A 19350-nucleotide genomic window follows, 5' to 3' on the forward strand; every position below is an offset into this window, starting at 1 on the left:
GGGGTGTCCCGCTCGCGATCGCCGAGGATGCGGAGGCCGTCGATCACCTGATCGATCCCCGGCAGGCGCTGCGCATCGCCTCGCCTCGGTGCGCCTCGGCGCGGCGCCGACGAGGCGGCCAGCGTCCCCTGGCCCGGTCGGGCCATGCGTCGACGGTCGAGACGGGGTCGCCATCATCGCGGCCCTATGGACAAGTATCTTTCGATGTTTTTCGCGCGGCTGCCGGCCTGGGCCGGTGGCGGCCTCGAGACGCTGGTGCTCGGCACGCAGGTGGCGGCCATCCTGCTGGCGGCGTGGCTGCTGATGCGCTTGTTGCGCCGCCTGCTGCGCCGGCTGGCGCAGGCCTACGCGCTGCCGACGACGCTGCTCGTGCCGGCGCGCCGGGTGATCGCGCTGCTCGTCTACACCGGCGCGCTGCTGTGGTCGCTGGAACGCATGGGCGTGTCCGGCAGCGTGCTGTGGACGGCCTTCACCGGTTTCGCGGCGGTGGGAGCCGTGGCCTTCTTTGCCGCGTGGAGCGTGTTGTCCAACCTGTTCTGCGCGCTGCTGATCTTCACCACGCGCGCCTTTCGCCCCGGCGACCTGGTGGAACTGGTCGAAGCCGGCGACAAGCCCGGCTTCAAGGGCCAGGTCGACGACATCAACCTCGTCTACACGACGCTGATCGAAACGGCCGCGGACGGCAGCCACGCCCGGCTGCAGTTGCCCAACAGCCTGTTCTTTCAGCGCGCGCTGCGGCGCTGGCCACCTGCCGGCTGAGCGGCACCCGGCGCAGCGCGTGCTCCAGAGCGCCACGGAGCCGCCGCTTTTGGCGGCGCGCTCCGTCTCGACCTGAACCGCTCCAAGGACGTCAGCGACTCCGGGGATCACGCTGCAGGGCGCGCGCTGGGCCTGCGCCCGGCGGCCGAGGGCGTCGCCGTCAAGCGCGCTCAATCCGGTGTCGAGTCCAGTGGGTAATCGGTGGCAACCCGCAGTTCGCGCTTATCGTCGTTCCAGTCATCTTCCAGGCGCCGCTCGCCTCGGTGCCCTGCCCATGGACCTCTCGTTTGTGCTTCAGCTGGCGCTGATCCTCGTCTGCCTCTTCTACGGCGCGCGTCGCGGCGGGCTGGCGCTGGGCCTGCTCGGCGGGATCGGTGTCGTGGTGCTGGTCTTCGGCTTCGGCCTGAAGCCCGGAAAGCCGCCGGTCGACGTGATGCTGACCATCGTCGCCGTCGTCGCCGCATCGGCGACGCTGCAGGCCTCCGGCGGGCTGGACGTGCTGTTGCAGGCCGCCGAGAAGCTGCTGCGCCGCAACCCTCGCTACGTGTCCGTGGTCGCGCCGCTGACCACCGCGGCGCTGACCATGCTGTGCGGCACCGGCCACGTGGTCTACACGATGCTGCCGATCATCTACGACGTCGCGATCAAGAACGGCGTGCGCCCGGAACGGCCGATGGCCGCGGCCTCGGTGGCCAGCCAGATGGGCATCATCGCCAGCCCGGTGTCGGTGGCGGTGGTCTCGCTGGTGGCCTTCATGGCCGCGGTGCCGGTGGCCGGCCACGCCATCGACTTCGCGACGCTGCTGTCGATCACCATCCCGTCGACGCTGGCCGGCGTGCTCGCGATCGGCGCCTTCAGCTGGTTCCGCGGCAAGGACCTCGAGCGCGACCCCGAGTTCCAGGCGCTGATCGCCACGCCCGAGGGTCGTGCGCGGGTCTACGGCGAAGGCACGACGCTGATCGGCAAGACGCTCGAGCGCGGACAGTGGGTCGCGATGTGGATCTTCGTCGGTGCCATCGCCGTCGTCGCGCTGCTCGGGGCGGTGGAGTCGCTGAGGCCGGTGGTTGGCGGCAAACCGCTGTCAATGGTGCTGACGATCCAGATGTTCATGCTGCTGGCCGGCGCGTTGATCCTGCTCGCCACCCGCACCGACGCCTCGCAGGTGTCCAAGAACGAGGTCTTCCGCGCCGGCATGGTGGCCGTCGTCGCGGTTTTCGGCATCGCGTGGATGGCCGACACGATGTTCGACGCGCACATCGACTCGCTGAAGGAAGGCCTGGCCGGCATGGTGCGCGAGCATCCTTGGACCTATGCCATCGCGCTGCTGCTCGTCAGCAAGCTCGTCAACTCGCAGGCCGCGGCGATCAGCGCGCTGGTGCCGGTGGCGCTGTCGGTCGGCGTGCCTCCCGGCTACGTCGTGGCCTTTGCGGCCGCCTGCTACGGCTACTACATCCTGCCGACCTACCCGAGCGACCTCGCGGCGATCCAGTTCGACCGCTCGGGCACGACACGCATCGGCCGCTTCGTCGTCAACCACAGCTTCATCCTGCCGGGGCTGATCGGCGTGGGTACCAGTTGCGTGGCCGGCTGGCTGCTGGCCGAGGCGCGCGGGCTGCTCTGACGGCCGTGCGCGGCGCCGAGCAGGTCGCCGGCGGCCGCGAGCAGGCGGTCGGTGTCGGCGATGACGATCGTGAACTGCGTGCCGGTGACGGTCAGCGCCACCGAAGGCGCATGGGCCGCCCGCAGCGGCGAGCTGGCGCGGTAGCGCAGCAGGAAGAGGTTCTCCGCCGCCCGCCCAGCGAGGCGAGCGCGGCGACGATGAGCGCGTAGGCGGGCCGTTTGCGCTCCTTCAGCAGCAGCAACTCCTGCTGCCGCCGCCGCGCCACGTCGGCCTGGGCGAACCGCCCCCCGCCTGCTCGGCCATCGCGTCCGGCTTGACGATGAGCTGCGCGCGCTGCGGCGGCGTCAGCTCGCGCGCGTGGCGGGCGTAGGCGGCATAGAAGGGCTCGTCGCGGGATGGCGAAGCCGCCTGGCGGGGGGGCGTGGCGGGCTGGTCCGGCGTCCGTCGGCCGGCACCGCGGTGGCCCAGACGCATGCCGCCAGCATGAACGCGATCCGGGCCTGCTTCGTCATCCTCGTCCTCCGGCTGGCAGCGGCGCCGCAGCCTGCATTGCCTCCCGCCGCTGCCAGTGTGGTGTGTCGACGTGGTCCGCGGCCGTCGCCTCCCCGGATCGAGGCTGCCGGTGGTGGCTGGAGCACGCATTACACGGCCAACCGTCTGCTGGCAAGTGGCACGACGAAGCGAAAGGCGAATGATTCTCAACAACACTCAATAGGGATAATCCGCACAAGCTTCCAGTCGGGCATCGGCTCGACGTCAACACCACGCCACAGGAAACAAGCGCATGTCCCAGGTCTCCGTCAAACGCTGCTGCCGGCACCGCCTGACCGCCGCCGCTGCCATCGCCGCCTGCGCGGCCGCCGCACACGCCCAGGCCTCCCCCGAGACCGGCTCGCTGCCGACGCTGGTCGTCACCGCCTCGGGCTTCGAGCAGGAGCTGCGCCAGGCGCCGGCGTCGATCACGGTGATCACGCGCGAGGATCTGCAGACGCGCCAGTTCCGCGACCTGGCCGAGGCGCTGCAGGACGTCGAAGGCGTCGACGTGCGCGGCGGCACCGGCAAGACCGGCGGTCTGGACATCAGCATCCGCGGCCTGCCCAGCGAGTACACGCTGGTGCTGATCGACGGCCGGCGCCAGAACGTCGCCGGCGACGTCACGCCCAACGGCTTCGGCGCGGCGCTCAACAGCTTCATGCCGCCGGTGGCGGCGATCGAACGCATCGAGATCATCCGCGGCCCGATGTCCACGCTGTACGGCTCGGACGCGCTGGGCGGCGTCGTCAACATCATCACGCGCAAGGTCGGCCGCCAATGGGTGGGCAGCGCCGGCGTCACCTTCGGCGTGCCCGAGGCCGGTGACGAAGGCCTGCAGCGCAAGGCCGACGTCTACCTCAGCGGCCCGCTGGTGGCCGACACGCTGGGGCTGCAGCTGCGCGGCAACGTCTACGACCGCAACGCCTCGGAGCGCATCTGGAGCCGAGGCAATGCCCGCGACCCGCGCCCCGGCGAGAGTCTGCAGACCGGCGTCGGCGCCAAGCTGACGCTGACCCCCGGCGCCGGCCACGACGTCTGGCTGGACCTGGACCAGGCGCGCACGCGCTACGACAACGCCGACTGCCGCCTCGGCGGCGTCGACTACCTGAACTGCGCCACCGGCGCGGCCACCACCACCGCCGTCGGCTACCGCGATGAGCTGCGTTTCAACCGCGACCAGGTCGCGCTGGGCCACACCAGCCGCCTGCCTGTCGGCCTGCTCGAGTCGAGCCTGACCCGCAGCGTCACCGAGACCCTGGGACGCACGATCCCCAGCGCCTCGCGCCCGGCGGGCAGCCCCGAGATCGGCCAGGACCGCGAGCTCGAGACCACCAACGTCGTGCTCGACTCCAAGCTCGTCAGCCCGCTCGGCGAGCGCCACGTGCTGAGCACCGGCCTGCAGTGGTGGAAGGCCGAGTTCCACGACAGCCTGCTGCCCGAGGACCACGAGCAGACGATGTGGGCCGTCTTCGCCGAGGACGAGTGGCAGCTCGCCGACGGCCTGACGACGACGCTGGGCGGACGCTACAACCGCCACGACGCCTTCGGCGGCGAGTTCAGCCCGCGCGCCTACCTCGTCTGGGACGCGGCGCCGGGCTGGACGCTCAAGGGCGGCATCAGCGGCGGCTTCAAGGCGCCGCGCCTGAACCAGCTGATCGACGGCGTCTCCGGCATCGGCGGCCAGGGCACGGTGCTGGCGATCGGCAACCCGAACCTCAAGCCCGAGGTCAGCCGCAGCGCCGAACTCGCCGCGCTCTACGACGGCGGCAAGGCCTGGGGCGGCTCGGTGACGCTGTTCCGCAACAAGATCAAGGACCGCATCAGCAGCGGCGGCGGCAGCTGCAGCGTCGACTGGATCTCCAGCTGCAGCGCCAACCCCGGCGCCACCTACGCGATCAACATCGACGAAGGCAAGACCTGGGGCGTCGAGCTCGCCGGCCGGCTGGCGCTGGCCGAACGCTGGGCGCTGACCGCCAACTACACCTGGACCGACAGCGAGGCCATCGTCAACGGTGTCGAGAGCGGCAAGCTCAGCGACACCGCCGAGCACGTCGCCAACGTCCAGCTGCGCTGGAACGCCAGCGATCGCTGGAGCGCCTGGCTGCGCGGCGAGTACCGCGGCGACAGCCGCCGCTTCGACGGCAAGACCTCGGCGCTGGCCGGCAACGACGCGCTCGAGTACGCCGCGCTCGGCGACCTGAAGGGCTACTCGCTGTGGCACCTGGGCGGCAGCTACCAGCCGACCAAGACGCTGACGCTGAGCGCCAGCGTGCACAACCTGCTCGACAAGGACTTCGACGAGTTCCGCGCCTGGACCAACACCAGCGGCCAGGAGGTGCTCGGCAGCCCCTACTACAAGTCGACCAGCTCGGTGCGCGGCACCGCGCCCGCGGGCCGCACCTTCTGGGTCGGCGCCAATCTGACGTTCTGATCCCCCACCAGGAGAAACGATGAAGAACTGGAAGACGACGCTGGCCGTCGGCGCCGTCGCGCTCGCCGCGGCCGGCCAGGCCCTGGCGCAGGCCGCGCCGCAGCCGGTGACGGTCTACTCGTCGCGCATCGAGCAGCTGCTCAAGCCGACGCTGGACCGCTACACGCAGGAGACCGGCGTGCGCATCAACCTGCTGACCGACCGCGGCGGCTCGCTCACCGAGCGCCTGGCCGCCGAAGGCGCCAGCTCGCCGGCCGACGTGCTGATCACCGTCGACATGGGCAACCTGTGGAACGCCGCCGAACGCGGCCTGCTGCGCAAGCTGCAGTCTCCGACGCTGGACGCCAACGTGCCGGCCAGCTTCCGCGACCCCGGCAGCCGCTGGTGGGGGCTGTCGCAGCGCGAACGCACGATCTTCTACGCCGCCGGCAAGGTGCAGCCGGCGCAGCTGTCGACCTACGAGGACCTGGCGCTGCCGAAGTGGAAGGGCAAGCTCTGCCTGCGCACCGGCAAGCAGACCTACACCCAGTCGCTGGTGGCGATGATGATCGCCAAGCACGGCGAGGCCCGCGCCGAGGAGATCGCGCGCGGCTGGGTCGCCAACCTCGCGACCGACGTCTTCACCAACGACAACAGCCTGCTGAAGGCGATCGAGGCCGGGCAGTGCGAGGTCGGCATCGCCAACACCTACTACTACGGCCGCATCCTGGCGCGCGAGCCCGAGTTCAACGCCAAGGTCAAGCTGTTCTGGGCCAACCAGGGCGCAGGCGAGGGCGGGGCGCACGTCAACCTGTCCGGCGGCGGCGTGACCACGCACGCGCGCAACCCCGAGGGCGGGCGCAAGCTGCTCGAGTGGCTGTCCTCGCAGGGCGTGCAGCGCGACTACACGCACGGCACCTTCGAGAGCCCGATCAACCCGAAGGCCGAGGCCGACCCGATCGTGCAGGCCTGGGGCACGTTCAAGGCGAGCCCGCTGAACGCAGCCGACATCGGCTCGCGCCAGGCCGCGGCGATCCGCCTGCTCGACCGCGTTGGCTACCGCTGAACGCGGCCTGAACCCGCCGGCCTTCGTGCCGGCGGCGCACCGCACGCGGCATCTGCCCTGGCGCGGCGCGCTCGCCGCGCTGCCGATCGCGCTGCTGACGCTGCTGCCGCTGGGCGCGGTGCTGGTGCTGGCGCTCGCGCCGCAGGCCGACACCTGGGCCCATCTGTGGCAGCACGTGCTGCCGCGCGTGCTGGCCAACACCGCGCTGCTGATGGCGCTGGTGGCCGTCGGCGTGCTCGCCGTCGGCGTGCCGCTGGCCTGGCTGACGGCGATGTGCGAGTTCCCCGGCCGGCGCGTTTTCGCCTGGGCGCTGGTGCTGCCGCTGGCCTTCCCGGCCTACGTGCTGGCCTTCGTGCAGATGGGCCTGTTCGAGTACGCCGGCCCGGTGCAGACGGCGCTGCGCGAGCTCTTCGGCAGCAGCCGCTGGTTCCCCGAGATCCGCGGCAGCTTCTGGGGGCTGACGCTGGTGCTGGTGCTGGCCTTCTACCCCTACGTCTACCTGCTGGCGCGCGGCGCCTTCCTGACCCAGGGCCGGCGTGCGCTGGAGGCGGCGCAGACGCTGGGCTGCTCGCCGGCCGGCGCGCTGTGGCGCGTGGCGCTGCCGATGGCGCGGCCCTGGATCGGCGCCGGCCTGGCGCTGGTGCTGATGGAGACGCTGGCCGACTTCGGCGCCGTCGCGGTGTTCAACGTCGACACCTTCACGACCGCGCTCTACAAGGCCTGGTTCGACCTGCACGACCTGGGTGCGGCGGCGCAACTGGCCTCGCTGCTGGTGCTCGTCGTGCTGGTGCTGGTCGCGGCCGAGCAGCGCTCGCGGCAGGCGCAGCGTTTCGACGCCGCGGCCGGCGGCGATGCGCGGCGCGCGCTCGGGCCGCGCGCGCGCTGGCTGGCCACCGCGTTCTGCGCGGCGGTGCTCGGTGCGGCCTTCGTCGTGCCGATGCTGCAGATCGTCGTCTGGTCGCTGCAGGTCTGGCGCGAGGACCTGGACGCGCGCTACTGGGGCTTCGCCTGGAACACGCTGCGCCTGGCCGGCGCCACCGCGGCGGCGGTCACGGTGCTGGCGCTGCTGCTGTCGTGGATCCGCCGCCGCCATGCCGACGCCGCCACCGCCTGGCTGGTGCGGCTGGCGGTCGTCGGCTACGCCTTCCCCGGCGTGGTGCTGGCGGTCGGCGTGTTCGTGCCGATCGCCTGGCTCGACGAGCAGCTGCTGGCGCTGCTGAAACCCTTCGGCGTCGAGCCGCTGGCGCTGCTCAAGGGCAGCCTGGCGACGATGCTGCTGGCGCTGGCGGCGCGTTTCATGGCCGTGGGCTTCCACGCCACCGACAGCGCGATGCAGCGCGTCAGCCGCCACCAGGAAGAGGCTTGCGCCTCGCTGGGTCTGACGCCGTGGCAGACGCTGCGCCGGCTGCACCTGCCGCTGCTGCGCGGCGGCCTGCTCGCGGCCTTCCTGATGGTGCTGGTCGACGTCATGAAGGAGATGCCGATCACGCTGATGACGCGCAGCTTCGGCTGGGACACGCTGGCCGTGCGCGTGTTCCAGCTCACCTCCGAGTCGATGTGGCAGCAGGCGGCGCTGCCGGCGCTGGCCATCGTGCTCGTCGGCCTGCTGCCGGTGGCGCTGCTGGTCATGCAGACCGAACGCCGGCCCTCGTCCCGAACCCCGTCCTGAGTCGCTCACGATGCTCGAAGTCGAACACCTCACCCTGGGTTATGGCGCGACGGACGTCGTGCAGCGGGCCTCGCTGGCCCTGGCGCGCGGCGAGATCGGCTGCCTGCTGGGGCCCTCGGGCTGCGGCAAGACGACGCTGCTGCGCGCCATCGCCGGTTTCGAGGCGCCGCGTGCCGGCCGCATCCTGCTCGACGGGCGTGTCGTCGCGACGGCCGAACGCCAGCTGCCGGCGCGCGAACGCGGCGTCGGCATGGTCTTCCAGGAGCACGCGCTGTTCCCGCATCTGGACGTCGAGGGCAACGTCGCGTTCGGGCTGCGCGGGCTGGCGGCTGCCGAACGCCGCGCGCGTGTCGGCGAGATGCTGGCGCTGGTCGGCCTGGACGGGATGCGGCAGCGCTGGCCGCACGAGCTGTCCGGCGGCCAGCAGCAGCGTGTCGCGATCGCCCGCGCGCTGGCGCCGCGGCCGGCGCTGCTGCTGCTCGACGAGCCGTTCTCCAGCCTGGACACCGGGCTGCGCGAGTCGATCGCGCGCGAGCTGCGCAGCATCCTGCGCCAGGCCGGCGCGACGGCGCTGATGGTCACGCACGACCAGCCCGAGGCCTTCGCGATGGCCGACCGCATCGGCGTCATGGCCGGCGGCCGGCTGTGCCAGTGGGCCGACGCCTTCGAGCTGTACCGGCGTCCGGCGACGCCCGAGGTCGCGGCGCTGGTCGGCAGCGGCGTGCTGCTGCCGGCGCGGCGTGTCGCCGAGGGCTGGCAGACCGCGCTGGGCCGGCACGACGCGGCGACGCCGGCCTTCGGCGACGGCGACGGCACCCGCGTGCTGCTGCGCCCGCAGGCGCTGCGCCTGGTCGACGACGGCGGTGTGCCGGCGACGGTGGCCGTGCGCATGTTCCGCGGCAGCCACTTCGAGTACGAGCTCGTGCTCGCCGACACGACGCGGGTGCTGGTGCACGGCGACACCGGGCGCGCGCACGAGGTCGGCGCCGTCGTCGGCCTCGTGCCGGCGGGCTGATCAGGTCTCTTCGTCGGCCTCGATGACGAGGCGCAGCCGCTCGGCGCCGCCGCATTCGACGAAGGCCTGCAGCCGCAGCTCGCGCCCGACCGGCACGCTGCGGCGGAAGCGGAAGTCCAGGCCGTCGTAGCGGCCTGCGGGGTCGGTGGCGATGCGCCGCGACCACTGCAGCTCGCCGTCGGCGAGCACACGCAGCGCGTGCCAGGGCTCGTGCGCGTCGGCGCGCGGACGCACGCTCATCGCCACCGAGATCTCGAAGCGGCGTTCGCGGCGCGCGTCGGCGGGCACGACGAGCAGCGCGTCGGCGCGGTCGCCCGCGTCCAGGTGCCAGCGTTCGGGGCGGGCGGGATCGGCGGGGCGGGCGGTGCTGCTCAAGGCGGTGACGTGTCGGAGGCGGCGAGGGCCGCGAGCGTAGCGCAGCCCGCGCCGGCGGCGCATGGCCGTGCCCGGCGCGCGCTTATGCTCGCGGCCGTGATGAACACGATCCCGATGAACCGCCGCCGTGCCGCGGCGCGGCCGTCGCGGCACGCAGCATGGGCGCGATGAACGATCGCCGCCGTGCCGGCGCCGGCGGCCTGGTCTATTCCACCGAGGGCGGGCGCATGTGCCCGGCCTGCCGCCGGCCGCTGGCCGAGTGCGCCTGTGCTGCGCCGAAGGCGGCGCCGGCCGGCGACGGCATCGTGCGCGTCGGCCGCGAGACCGCCGGCCGTGGCGGCAAGGGTGTCACCGTCGTGCGCGGGCTGGCGCTCGACGAGGCCGCGCTGGCCGCCCTGGCCAAACGCCTGAAGGCGCACTGCGGCAGCGGCGGCACGGCCAAGGACGGCGTCATCGAGATCCAGGGCGAGCACCGCGACAAGGTGCTGGCCTTCCTACAGCAGCAGGGCTGGACGGTGCGGCGCAGCGGCGGCTGAGCCGGCGCGGTCAGCCCGCCCGGGAGCGAGCCGACGCGACAAGACGCCAGCCACGGCATGGCGCCGTGGCCGGACGGGGCAGGCGTCGACGCCGGCTCAGGTCGCCGGGGTGGTGATGCCCAGGCAGTTGTTGCAACGGCCCAGCCCGCGCAGGCGCGGGTCGGGCTTGCCGTCGCCCGTCTTGAAGTTGGCGTGGCACTTGATGCACACGTACATCTTCGAGCTGGACATCATCGGCTTGACGCCGGGTTCGGCATTGGGACGGGCGGCGGTGTACTCGGCCTGGGTCTGGCGGAGTTTCGGGCCGGGCGGGGTGGTCGGGGTCGACGGAGGTGCTGCGGAACGGCGGGTGGCCATGGCGCTATGTAGGAGGCTGCGAGAGCCTTTCGTATCGCGAACCCCTTATTGTCCCTTGAAATGAGGTCGTCTCGCTGCTTGATCCGTGTCGCCTCGACCGATCAGGGGGGATGCCATACTTCAGGCCCTCAGGTCACGACTGATGCCGCAGCTGCCACCCGACTTTCCCGGTCGTTTCGAACTCGCCGACGAGGTCCACGCGCGCCCCCCCGAGCCGCTGGAGCTGCCGTCGAGAGCGACCTATGTCGCGGTGATGGTCGACCCGACCGACCGCGAGAGCGAGCGCGCCCACATCGTGCGCCTGTTCGAGGCCTTCGGCGCCGAGCCGCCGGACGCCTCGCTGACGCAGTTCAGCGCCTCGATCGGGCCGCTGCGCATCAAGTGGGAGCGCCACGGCGAGTTCTCCGGCTACGTCTTCCTGCTGCCCGGGCTGAGCCCGGCGCCGTTCTCCGAGCCGGCGACGACGCGGCTGCCTGCCGGCTGGCTGGAGGCCATTCCCGGCCAGACCATCGTCGCCGCGCACGCCAAGCTCGTCGGTGGCGCTGAGCCGGTGCCCGACCCGCAGGCGCTTGCCGACCACTTCGGCGGCAACATCGTCGTCGGCTCGTCGATCGGCGAGGGCGCGGGCTACGCCTTCACCGACTTCAAGATCCACGCCGACGGCTGCGCGCGTTTCGTGCTGATGGACCGCGGCCTGACGCCGCGCCAGGCCGGCCGCATGCTGCAGCGCCTGCTCGAGATCGAGGCCTACCGCATGCTCGCGCTGCTGGCGCTGCCGATGGCGCGCGAGCAGCTGCCGCGCATCGTGCAGATCGAACGTTCGCTCGAGACGCTGACCGGCGAGATCGCCCGTGAAGGCGCCGACGAGGAGCGCTTGCTGCAGGAGCTGACGCGCACCGCCGCCGAGATCGAGCACGAGCTCACTGCGACCCAATACCGCTTCGGCGCCACGCGTGCCTACGCCGAGCTGGTGCGCACCCGCATCGCCGAGCTGCGCGAGGTGCGCATCCCCGGCACGCAGACCATCGAGGAGTTCATGGCGCGGCGCTTCACGCCGGCCGTGGCCACCTGCAACACCGTCTCGCAGCGCCTGCACGAGCTGGCCGACCGCGTCGCCCAGGCCAGCGGCCTGCTGGCCACGCGCGTGGGCATCGTGCGCGAGAAGCAGAACCAGGCGCTGCTGGCGTCGATGAACCGGCGCGCGCAGCTGCAGCTGCGGCTGCAGAAGGCCGTCGAAGGGCTGTCGATGGCGGCCATCGTCTACTACGCCGCCGGCCTCGTCGGCTACGTCGTCAAGGGCGGCAAGGCCGCCGGGCTGCCGCTGGACCCCGAGCTGATCGTCGGCCTGTCGATCCCGCTGCTGGCCGGCGTCGCCTACCTCGTGCTGCGGCGCGCCCGCCGCCACCTCGCCACCAGCGAGCGTGATTCCTGAAGAACTCCGACCCTCCTGAAAGCCCGTTTCCTCATGAAGTTGACGTATCCCTTCTCGGCCATCGTCGGCCAGGACGAGATGAAGCTCGCCATCCTCATCGCCGCGGTGGACCCGAGCGTGGGCGGGGTGCTGGTCTTCGGCGACCGCGGCACCGGCAAGTCGACCGCCGTGCGTGCGCTGGCGGCGCTGCTGCCCAAGATGAAGGCCGTCGTCGGCTGCCCCTACAACCGTGACCCGGCGCTCGAACCCGCCGGCGCGCCCAAGCCCAAGACCCACCTCGTGCCGGTGCCGGTCGTCGACCTGCCGCTGGGCGCCACCGAAGACCGCGTCGTCGGCGCGCTCGACCTCGAACGTGCGCTGTCGCAAGGCGTCAAGGCCTTCGAGCCCGGCCTGCTGGCGCGGGCCAACCGCGGCTTCCTGTACATCGACGAAGTCAACCTGCTCGAAGACCACCTCGTCGACCTGCTGATCGACGTCGCCGCCTCGGGCGAGAACGTCGTCGAACGCGAAGGCCTGTCGGTGCGCCACCCCGCGCGCTTCGTGCTGGTCGGCTCGGGCAACCCGGAAGAAGGCGAACTGCGGCCGCAGCTGCTCGACCGTTTCGGCCTGTCGGTCGAGGTCAAGACGCCGACCGACATCCCGGTGCGCATCGAGATCGTGCGCCGCCGCGACGCCTTCGAACGCGACCCCGAGGGCTTCACCGAGAAGTGGAAGGCCGAGGACGACAAGATCCGTCGCCGCATCCTGGCCGCACGCAAGCGCCTGGAAGACGTGCAGGTGCCCGACGCCGCGCTGGAGCGTGCCGCCCAGCTGTGCATGAAGCTCGGCACCGACGGCCTGCGCGGCGAGCTGACGCTGATGCGCGCCGCGCGCGCGCTGGCTGCGATCGACGGCGACAAGGCCGTCGGCGACAGCCAGCTCAAGCGCATCGCCGCACCGGCGCTGCGCCACCGCCTGCGCCGCAACGTGCTCGACGACGCCGGTTCCACGGTGCGCGTGGACCGCGCGGTGCAGGAACTGTTCGCCTGATGTCCTCCAAGGCCTGGGAAGACGCCACGCTGGCGGCGGCGGTGTTCGCCGTCGATCCGGCGGGCATCGGCGGCGTGCACGTGCGCTCGCCGGCCGGCCCGGTGCGTGACCGCTGGCTGGCGGCGCTGACACGCGCGCTGCCGACGCCGCCGCGGCGCATGCCGGTGGGCATCGCCGACGACCGCCTGCTCGGCGGCCTGGACCTCGCCGGCACGCTGCAGGCCGGGCGTCCGGTCGCGCAGCGTGGCCTGCTCGCCGACGCCGACGGCGGCGTCGTGCTCGCGGTGATGGCCGAGCGCCTGCCGCCGGGTACCGCGGCGAAGATGGCCGCGGTGATCGACCGCCACGAGGTCGTCGTCGAACGCGACGGCGTCGCGCTGTCGCACCCGACACGTTTCGGCGTCGTCGCCTTCGACGAAGGCGGCCCCGACGACGACCCGGTGCCGGTCGCGCTGACCGACCGCCTGGGGCTCAAGCTCGACTTCACGCAGATCCCGCCGCGCGAAGCGCCCGAGATCGACTTCGGCGACGTCGCCGACGCGCGCGCGCTGCTGCCGCGCGTGCGCTGCGGCGACGAGGCGCTGCAGGCGCTGGTGCAGGCCGCCGTCGCGCTGGGCATCGCCTCGCTGCGTGCGCCGCTGCACGCCTTGCGCGTGGCCTGCGCGCACGCCGCGCTGAACGGCCGCGACACGGTCGAGGCCGAGGACGCCGCCGCCGCCGCACGCCTGGTGTTCGCGCCGCGCGCGACGCAGCTGCCGGCGCCGCCCGAGCAGGAACAGGAAGCCCCGCCCGAGGAGCCGCCTCCGCCGCCGGATCAGCAGGACCCGAACCAGGACCCGCCGCCGCCGGACAACGAGCAGCATGCCGAGGAACTGAAGGGTCCGATGGAAGACCAGGTGCTCGACGCCGTGCTCGCGTCGCTGCCGCCGGCGCTGCTGGCGCAGATGCAGGCCGACTACGCGTCGCGCGAACGCGCGCGTTCGTCGGGCAAGTCGGGCGCGCTGCACAAGGGCGGCCACCGCGGCCGGCCGTCGGGCATCCGCCGCGGCGAGCCCAAGGCCGGCCAGCGCCTGAACCTGATCGCGACGCTGCGCGCCGCGGCGCCCTGGCAACGGGTGCGCGGCGCGGTCAAGCCGCGGGTGCAGGTGCGGCCCGACGACTTCCACGTCACGCACTACCGCCAGCGGCGCGAGACGACGACGATCTTCGTCGTCGACGCCTCGGGCTCGTCGGCGCTGAACCGCATGGCCGAGGCCAAGGGCGCGGTCGAGCTGCTGCTGGCCGACTGCTACGTGCGCCGCGACAAGGTGGCGGTGATCGCCTTCCGCGGCAAGGCCGCCGAGCTGCTGCTGCCGCCGACGCGTTCGCTGGTGCGCGCCAAGCGCAGCCTGGCCGGCCTGCCCGGCGGCGGTGGCACGCCACTGGCGGCGGCCGTCGACGCCGCCGGCGCGCTGGCCGAGTCGATCCGCCGCCGCGGCGACACGCCGCTGGTGGTCTTCCTGACCGACGGCCGCGCCAATGTCGCGCTCGACGGCACCGGCGGCCGGCCCAAGGCCGAGGCCGATGCGCTGGACGCCGCCAAGCGCATGCTGGCCAGCGGCGCGGCGACGATGCTGATCGACACCTCGCCGCAGCCCGCGGCCCAGGCGCGCAAGATCGCCGGCGCGATGCAGGCGACCTACATGCCGCTGCCTTACGCCGGCGCGCAGACCCTGTCGCAGGTGGTGCGCGCCCGCGCCGGTGGCTGAAGACCGCCGCTTCGTCAACGCCGCCGGCCTGCGCTGGCACGTCGAACGTTCCGGGCGCGGCCCGGGCACGATGCTGCTGCTGCACGGCACCGGCGCGTCGGCGCACAGCATGGCGGCGCTGGGCGAACGCCTGGCCTGGCGCTGGCGCCTCGTCGCGCCCGACCTGCCGGGCCACGGCGAGACCAGCCGGCCGACACCCGAGCAGCTGACGCTGCCCGGCATGGCCGCCGCCGTCGGCGCGCTGCTGGCCGAGATGAAGATCGCGCCCGACGTCGTCGTCGGCCACTCGGCCGGCGCCGCGGTCGCGGTGCGCATGGTGCTCGACGGCCTGGTGATGCCGTCGGTCGTGGTGTCGATCAACGGCGCCTTCCTGCCGTTCGGCGGCCGCGCGGCGGCGCTGCTGTCGCCGCTGGCGCGGCTCTTGTACGCGCAGCGCTGGGTCTCGCACCTGTTCGCGCGCCGCGCCGAGGACCCGGCCGTCGTGCGCCGGCTGATCGAAGGCACCGGCTCGCACCTGGACCAGGACGGGCTGGACGCCTACCGGGCGCTGATGACACGCCCCGGCCACGCCGAGGCGGCGCTGGGCATGATGGCCCACTGGGACCTGAGCACGATGGAGCAGGACCTGCGGCGTTTTCCGGTGCCGCTGTGGCTGGTCACCGGGCTGCGCGACCGCGCGGTGCGGCCGTCGCAGGCGCGGCGCGTGGCAGCGCTGTGCCCGCGGGCGCTGGTCCTGCCGCTGCCCGGCGTCGGCCATCTCGCGCACGAGGAAGCCCCCGACGCCGTCGCGCGCCTGCTCGGGACGCTGCCGGCGCCGGCGGTATAACGCCGCGGTCCGTCCGCAAGGAGTACCCGATGCACCAGACCCTGGAGGCGCTGCTGCGAGCCGGCGCCGAAGACGCCGTCGCGCTGGCCGCGCCCGGCCGCGCGCCGCTGAACTACCGCGGCCTGCGCGCGCAGATCGCCGGCACCGTCTCGACGCTGAACACGCTGGGTGTCGGCCGCGGCGACCGCGTCGCCATCGTGCTCGCCAACGGCCCCGAGATGGCGAGCTGCTTCGTCGCCTGCGCCAGCGGCGTCGCCAGCGCGCCGCTGAACCCGGCCTACCGCGCCGAGGAGTTCGAGTTCTACCTCTCGGACCTGCGCGCCAAGGCGCTGATCGTCGAACGCGGCAGCGCCTCGCCGGCGGTGGCGGTCGCCGAACGCCTGGGCGTGCGTGTGCTCGACCTCGTCGTCGCCGACGGCGCGCCGGCGGGCAGCTTCACGCTGGTGCCGCGCGACGGCTCTGCCGCCAGCACGCCGGCGGCCGACGGCGGCCCGGCCCAGCCCGGCGACGTCTCGATGGTGCTGCACACCTCGGGCACGACCTCGCGGCCGAAGATCGTGCCGCTGTCGCAGGCCAATCTGGCGGCGTCGGCGCAGCACATCCGCGACACGCTGCAGCTGACGCCGGCCGACGGCGGCCTGAACGTGATGCCGCTGTTCCACATCCACGGCCTGATCGCCGGCGTGCTGGCGCCGCTGGCCGCGGGCTCGCGCATCTTCTGCACGCCGGGTTTCGACGCGCTGAAGTTCTTCGGCTGGATGGACGAGGCCGCGCCCACCTGGTACACCGCGGTGCCGACGATGCACCAGGCGATCCTGGGCCGCGCGCGGCGCAACGCCGAGGTCATCGCGCGGCACCCGCTGCGTTTCCTGCGCTCGTCCTCGTCGTCGATGCCGCCGCAGGTGATCCGCGAACTCGAAGAGGTGTTCGGCGCGCCGCTGATCGAGGCCTACGGCATGACCGAGGCCACGCACCAGATGGCCTGCAACCCGCTGCCGCCGGCCGTGCGCAAGTCCGGCAGCGTCGGCCCGGCGGCGGGGCCCGAGATCGCGATCATGGACGAGCACGGCACGCTGCTGCCGCGTGGCGCGGTCGGCGAGATCGTCATCCGCGGCCCCAACGTCACCGCCGGCTACGAGTCCAACCCGAAGGCCAACGCCGAGGCCTTCACCAACGGCTGGTTCCGCACCGGCGACCAGGGCACGCTGGACGCCGACGGCTACGTGACGATCACCGGGCGCCTGAAGGAGATCATCAACCGCGGCGGCGAGAAGATCAGCCCGCGCGAGATCGACGAGATCCTGATGGACCACCCGGCCGTCGCCCAGGTCGTCTGCTTCGGCATGCCGCACCCCAAGCTCGGCGAGGAGGTCGCCGCCGCCGTCGTGCCGCGTGAAGGCCAGCAGCCGAGCGAACGCGAACTGCAGGACTTCGTCGCCGCGCGTGTCGCCGACTTCAAGGTGCCCAGGCGCATCCTGTTCATGGCCGAGATCCCCAAGGGCGCGACCGGCAAGCTGCAGCGCATCGGCATGGCCGCCAAGCTGGGGCTGGGCGGATGAGGATCACGATCGTCGGCGCCGGCGCGATCGGCGGTTATCTCGGCGCGCGGCTGTCGGCCGCCGGCGAGCAGGTCAGCTTCATCGCGCGTGGCCGCAACCTGGAGGCGATCCGCGCGCGCGGCTTCCGCCTGATCCTCGAAGACGGCAGCGAGCTGGCGGCGCCCGAAGCCCGGGCCTTCGAGCGCATGGACGAGGCCGGGCCGCAGGACGTCGTCATCCTCGCCGTCAAGGCGCACCAGGTCGCCGACCTGCTGCCCGGGCTGCCGGCGCTGCTGGCGCCGCACACCAGCGTCGTCACGATGATCAACGGCGTGCCCTGGTGGTACTTCCACCAGCTCGCCGGCCCGTACGAAGGCCGGCAGCTCGAAAGCGTGGACCCGGGCGGGCGCATCGCCGCGGCGATCGCGCCGGAGCGCATCCTCGGCGGCATCGTCTACCCGGCGGCCGAACTGCTCGAGCCGGGGCTGGTGCGTGTCGTCGAAGGCAACCGCTTCACGATCGGCGAGCCCGACGGCAGCCGCAGCGAGCGGGCCGAGGCGCTGTCGCAGGCACTGATGAAGGCCGGCTTCAAGGCGCCGGTGGCGCGCGACATCCGCGCCGAGCTCTGGGTCAAGCTCTGGGGCAACCTGTGCTTCAACCCGATCAGCGCGCTGACGCAGGCGACGCTCGAGGACATCACACGCTTCGGCCCGACACGCGCGCTGGCCGCCGCGGCGATGGCCGAGGCCCAGGCGGTGGCCGAGGCGCTGGGCGTGCGATTCCGCATCACGCTGGAGCAGCGCCTGGCCGGTGCCGAGGCGGTGGGCGCGCACAAGACCTCGATGCTGCAGGACGTCGAACACGGCCGCGCGCTGGAGCTGGAGGCGCTGGTCGGCGCGGTGGCCGAACTCGGCCGCATCGTCGGCCGGCCGACGCCGACGGTGGACGCGCTGTACGCGCTGGCCTCGCTGCTGGCGCGCACGCTGGCCGCGCAGAACGGGCGGCTGGCGCTGCAGCCGGCCTGAGGCGGCGCCAAGAAAAACCCCGCCGGGCGGCGGGGTTCAACGCGAGACCGGAGCGTGCGTTCAGCGCACGACCAGCACCGGCAGCGTGCTGTGCGTCAGCACCTTCTGCGTCTCGCTGCCGAGCAGCAGCGCGCTGACGCCGCGGCGGCCGTGCGAGGCCATGACGATCAGGTCGCATTCCTGGTTCTTGGCGTGGTCGATGATCGCCTCCCAGGGATGCAGGGCCTCGACGGTGTGGCCGCTGCAGGCCACGCCGACAGCGCTGGCGGCTTCGATGACGGCCTTCACGCGCGACGACGCGATGCGTTCCTGCGCGTCGTAGAACTCCTGCGGCGGCACCGGCTGCATCTCGGAGATCGCGCTGTACGGGAAGGGCTCCTTGACGCCGATGACGAACATTTCGGCGCCGGCGAGCCGGGCCAGTTCCAGAGCCGTCTGGACCGCCTTGGCCGTGATCTCGGAGCCGTCGGTGGGGACCAGGATGCGCTTGTACATGGAGACTCCTTTGGGTTCGATGTTTCGAGTGTTCTGCAGGGCCGGGGTTCCTGCAAGCGGGGTTGGATTGATGGAAGTCAGCCGCGAGCGATGGGGCGCGCGGGGTCGCGGCACCACTCGCTCCACGAGCCCGGATACAGCCGCATGCCCTCGAAGCCGGCATGCGCCATCGCCAGCAGGTTGTGGCAGGCGGTGACGCCGCTGCCGCACTGCAATACCACCTGCTCGGCCGGCGTCGCCCAGCGCTCGAACTCGGCGCGCAGCGTGGCGGCGGGCTTGAAGCGGCCGTCGGCCTGCAGGTTGTCCTTGAAGCAGCGGTTGGTCGCGCCGGGAATGTGGCCGCCGACCGGGTCGATCGGCTCGACCTCGCCGCGGAAACGTTCGCCGGCGCGCGCGTCGACGAGGCGCACGTGGCCCAGCGCGGCCAGCAGCGATTCGGCGGTGATCGTCGGCATCGCCGGCTCGGGGCTCAGCGGGTAGGGCGCGCCGGCGGCCGGCGCGGTGGCCGAGCTCACGAGTTCGCCGCCGGCGGCGGTCCAGGCCGCCGGGCCGCCGTCGAGCACCGCGACCTTCTCGTGGCCCAGCCACTTCAGCATCCACCACGCGCGCGCCGCGTACGGCCCGCCCTGGGCGTCGCAGCAGACGACCTGGGTCTCGGGCGTGATGCCCCAGGCGCCGACGGTGGCGGCGAAGGCCTCGCGCGTGGGCAGCGGGTGGCGGCCGCGCCGGCCGTCGCCCTTGGGGCCGGACAGATCACGTTCGAGGTGGGCGTAGATCGCGCCCGGCAGGTGGCCGGCGGCGTACGCGCGTTCGCCGGCGGCCGGGTCGCCGAGGTCGAAACCGCAGTCGAGCACGACGACGCCGGCCGGCGCGGTGCGCAGGTCCTCGGCACTGACAAGGGTGGTGAAGCTCATC

At 72.8% G+C, this 19350-nt stretch carries 17 protein-coding genes; 13 read left to right on the forward strand and 4 right to left on the reverse strand.

Annotated features, from left to right (window positions below; all coding sequences use genetic code 11):
• The first annotated feature begins 186 nt into the window (after nt 1-186).
• The 6 genes from RBXJA2T_RS00470 to RBXJA2T_RS00500 all read left to right on the forward strand — a co-directional run bounded on the left by RBXJA2T_RS00470 (nt 187) and on the right by RBXJA2T_RS00500 (nt 9074).
• Complete coding sequence (locus tag RBXJA2T_RS00470) at nt 187-759, forward strand: mechanosensitive ion channel domain-containing protein (protein ID WP_009855337.1); 573 nt, start codon at nt 187-189, stop codon at nt 757-759.
• Nucleotides 760-1033: 274 nt separating this feature from the next.
• Entirely contained in the window at nt 1034-2380 is a 1347-nt protein-coding gene (locus tag RBXJA2T_RS00475) for an anaerobic C4-dicarboxylate transporter (RefSeq protein WP_009855338.1), read from the forward strand.
• Nucleotides 2381-3164: 784 nt separating this feature from the next.
• Nucleotides 3165-5345 carry a TonB-dependent receptor domain-containing protein gene (locus RBXJA2T_RS00485; RefSeq protein ID WP_009855340.1) on the forward strand — a complete coding sequence of 727 codons (2181 nt, stop codon included), beginning with the start codon at nt 3165-3167 and terminating at the stop codon, nt 5343-5345.
• A gap of 19 nt (nt 5346-5364) precedes the next feature.
• Entirely contained in the window at nt 5365-6390 is a 1026-nt protein-coding gene (locus RBXJA2T_RS00490; RefSeq protein WP_009855341.1) for a Fe(3+) ABC transporter substrate-binding protein, read from the forward strand.
• The gene (locus RBXJA2T_RS00495) at nt 6377-8059 is read left to right on the forward strand and encodes an ABC transporter permease (protein WP_009855342.1); all 1683 of its coding nucleotides are present in this window, start codon (nt 6377-6379) and stop codon (nt 8057-8059) included. Before RBXJA2T_RS00490 ends, RBXJA2T_RS00495 begins: the two co-directional genes overlap by 14 nt.
• Nucleotides 8060-8069: 10 nt before the next feature.
• Entirely contained in the window at nt 8070-9074 is a 1005-nt protein-coding gene (locus tag RBXJA2T_RS00500) for an ABC transporter ATP-binding protein (protein WP_009855343.1), read from the forward strand.
• Here RBXJA2T_RS00500 and RBXJA2T_RS00505 read toward each other — a convergent pair whose 3' ends face one another.
• Nucleotides 9075-9449: a hypothetical protein gene (locus tag RBXJA2T_RS00505; RefSeq protein ID WP_009855344.1), complete on the reverse strand. Its 375-nt coding sequence runs from the start codon at nt 9447-9449 to the stop codon at nt 9075-9077.
• A gap of 167 nt (nt 9450-9616) precedes the next feature.
• Here RBXJA2T_RS00505 and RBXJA2T_RS00510 point away from each other — a divergent pair, with 167 nt between their 5' ends.
• Nucleotides 9617-9985 carry a translation initiation factor Sui1 gene (locus RBXJA2T_RS00510; RefSeq protein WP_009855345.1) on the forward strand — a complete coding sequence of 123 codons (369 nt, stop codon included), beginning with the start codon at nt 9617-9619 and terminating at the stop codon, nt 9983-9985.
• Between the two features lie 96 nt (nt 9986-10081).
• Here RBXJA2T_RS00510 and RBXJA2T_RS19985 read toward each other — a convergent pair whose 3' ends face one another.
• Nucleotides 10082-10342, reverse strand: coding sequence for a hypothetical protein (locus RBXJA2T_RS19985; RefSeq protein WP_138938741.1), 261 nt, complete (start codon nt 10340-10342; stop codon nt 10082-10084).
• 142 nt (nt 10343-10484) lie between these two features.
• Between RBXJA2T_RS19985 and RBXJA2T_RS00515 the strand changes: the two genes are divergently transcribed.
• The 6 genes from RBXJA2T_RS00515 to RBXJA2T_RS00540 are packed head-to-tail and all read left to right on the forward strand — an operon-like array spanning nt 10485 to nt 17940.
• Entirely contained in the window at nt 10485-11774 is a 1290-nt protein-coding gene (locus RBXJA2T_RS00515; protein WP_009855347.1) for a DUF3422 family protein, read from the forward strand.
• Nucleotides 11775-11807: 33 nt separating this feature from the next.
• On the forward strand, nt 11808-12803 hold the full coding sequence (bchI, locus tag RBXJA2T_RS00520) for a magnesium chelatase ATPase subunit I (RefSeq protein WP_009855348.1): 996 nt from the start codon (nt 11808-11810) through the stop codon (nt 12801-12803).
• Nucleotides 12803-14551 carry a magnesium chelatase subunit D gene (locus RBXJA2T_RS00525; protein WP_009855349.1) on the forward strand — a complete coding sequence of 583 codons (1749 nt, stop codon included), beginning with the start codon at nt 12803-12805 and terminating at the stop codon, nt 14549-14551. Before bchI ends, RBXJA2T_RS00525 begins: the two co-directional genes overlap by 1 nt.
• Nucleotides 14544-15377: an alpha/beta fold hydrolase BchO gene (gene bchO / locus RBXJA2T_RS00530; RefSeq protein ID WP_009855350.1), complete on the forward strand. Its 834-nt coding sequence runs from the start codon at nt 14544-14546 to the stop codon at nt 15375-15377. The genes RBXJA2T_RS00525 and bchO overlap by 8 nt, the downstream gene beginning before the upstream one ends.
• 29 nt (nt 15378-15406) lie before the next feature.
• On the forward strand, nt 15407-16936 hold the full coding sequence (locus RBXJA2T_RS00535; RefSeq protein WP_009855351.1) for an acyl--CoA ligase: 1530 nt from the start codon (nt 15407-15409) through the stop codon (nt 16934-16936).
• Nucleotides 16933-17940 (forward strand): 2-dehydropantoate 2-reductase, encoded by a 1008-nt coding sequence (locus tag RBXJA2T_RS00540; protein ID WP_009855352.1) that lies wholly within the window; start codon nt 16933-16935, stop codon nt 17938-17940. Before RBXJA2T_RS00535 ends, RBXJA2T_RS00540 begins: the two co-directional genes overlap by 4 nt.
• 60 nt (nt 17941-18000) lie before the next feature.
• Here the strand turns inward: RBXJA2T_RS00540 and RBXJA2T_RS00545 are convergent, their stop codons facing one another.
• Both RBXJA2T_RS00545 and RBXJA2T_RS00550 read right to left on the reverse strand, forming a co-directional pair.
• Entirely contained in the window at nt 18001-18435 is a 435-nt protein-coding gene (locus RBXJA2T_RS00545; protein ID WP_009855353.1) for a universal stress protein, read from the reverse strand.
• A 77-nt stretch (nt 18436-18512) separates the two neighbouring features.
• Nucleotides 18513-19349 (reverse strand): sulfurtransferase, encoded by an 837-nt coding sequence (locus tag RBXJA2T_RS00550; RefSeq protein WP_009855354.1) that lies wholly within the window; start codon nt 19347-19349, stop codon nt 18513-18515.
• Between the last annotated feature and the right edge of the window lies 1 nt (nt 19350).

This window comes from Rubrivivax benzoatilyticus JA2 = ATCC BAA-35 (assembly GCF_000190375.1).
Classification (GTDB): domain Bacteria; phylum Pseudomonadota; class Gammaproteobacteria; order Burkholderiales; family Burkholderiaceae_C; genus Rubrivivax; species Rubrivivax benzoatilyticus.

Bases quoted from the DNA above. Each gene is read 5' to 3' on its own strand.
- RBXJA2T_RS00515 (WP_009855347.1), top strand. From the start codon at position 10,485: ATGCCGCAGCTGCCACCCGACTTTCCCGGTCGTTTCGAACTCGCCGAC.
- RBXJA2T_RS00545 (WP_009855353.1), bottom strand. From the start codon at position 18,435: ATGTACAAGCGCATCCTGGTCCCCACCGACGGCTCCGAGATCACGGCC.
- RBXJA2T_RS00510 (WP_009855345.1), top strand. From the start codon at position 9,617: ATGAACGATCGCCGCCGTGCCGGCGCCGGCGGCCTGGTCTATTCCACC.
- RBXJA2T_RS00525 (WP_009855349.1), top strand. From the start codon at position 12,803: ATGTCCTCCAAGGCCTGGGAAGACGCCACGCTGGCGGCGGCGGTGTTC.
- RBXJA2T_RS00485 (WP_009855340.1), top strand. From the start codon at position 3,165: ATGTCCCAGGTCTCCGTCAAACGCTGCTGCCGGCACCGCCTGACCGCC.
- bchI (WP_009855348.1), top strand. From the start codon at position 11,808: ATGAAGTTGACGTATCCCTTCTCGGCCATCGTCGGCCAGGACGAGATG.
- RBXJA2T_RS19985 (WP_138938741.1), bottom strand. From the start codon at position 10,342: ATGGCCACCCGCCGTTCCGCAGCACCTCCGTCGACCCCGACCACCCCG.
- RBXJA2T_RS00500 (WP_009855343.1), top strand. From the start codon at position 8,070: ATGCTCGAAGTCGAACACCTCACCCTGGGTTATGGCGCGACGGACGTC.
- RBXJA2T_RS00490 (WP_009855341.1), top strand. From the start codon at position 5,365: ATGAAGAACTGGAAGACGACGCTGGCCGTCGGCGCCGTCGCGCTCGCC.
- RBXJA2T_RS00550 (WP_009855354.1), bottom strand. From the start codon at position 19,349: ATGAGCTTCACCACCCTTGTCAGTGCCGAGGACCTGCGCACCGCGCCG.
- RBXJA2T_RS00475 (WP_009855338.1), top strand. From the start codon at position 1,034: ATGGACCTCTCGTTTGTGCTTCAGCTGGCGCTGATCCTCGTCTGCCTC.
- RBXJA2T_RS00470 (WP_009855337.1), top strand. From the start codon at position 187: ATGGACAAGTATCTTTCGATGTTTTTCGCGCGGCTGCCGGCCTGGGCC.
- RBXJA2T_RS00540 (WP_009855352.1), top strand. From the start codon at position 16,933: ATGAGGATCACGATCGTCGGCGCCGGCGCGATCGGCGGTTATCTCGGC.
- RBXJA2T_RS00535 (WP_009855351.1), top strand. From the start codon at position 15,407: ATGCACCAGACCCTGGAGGCGCTGCTGCGAGCCGGCGCCGAAGACGCC.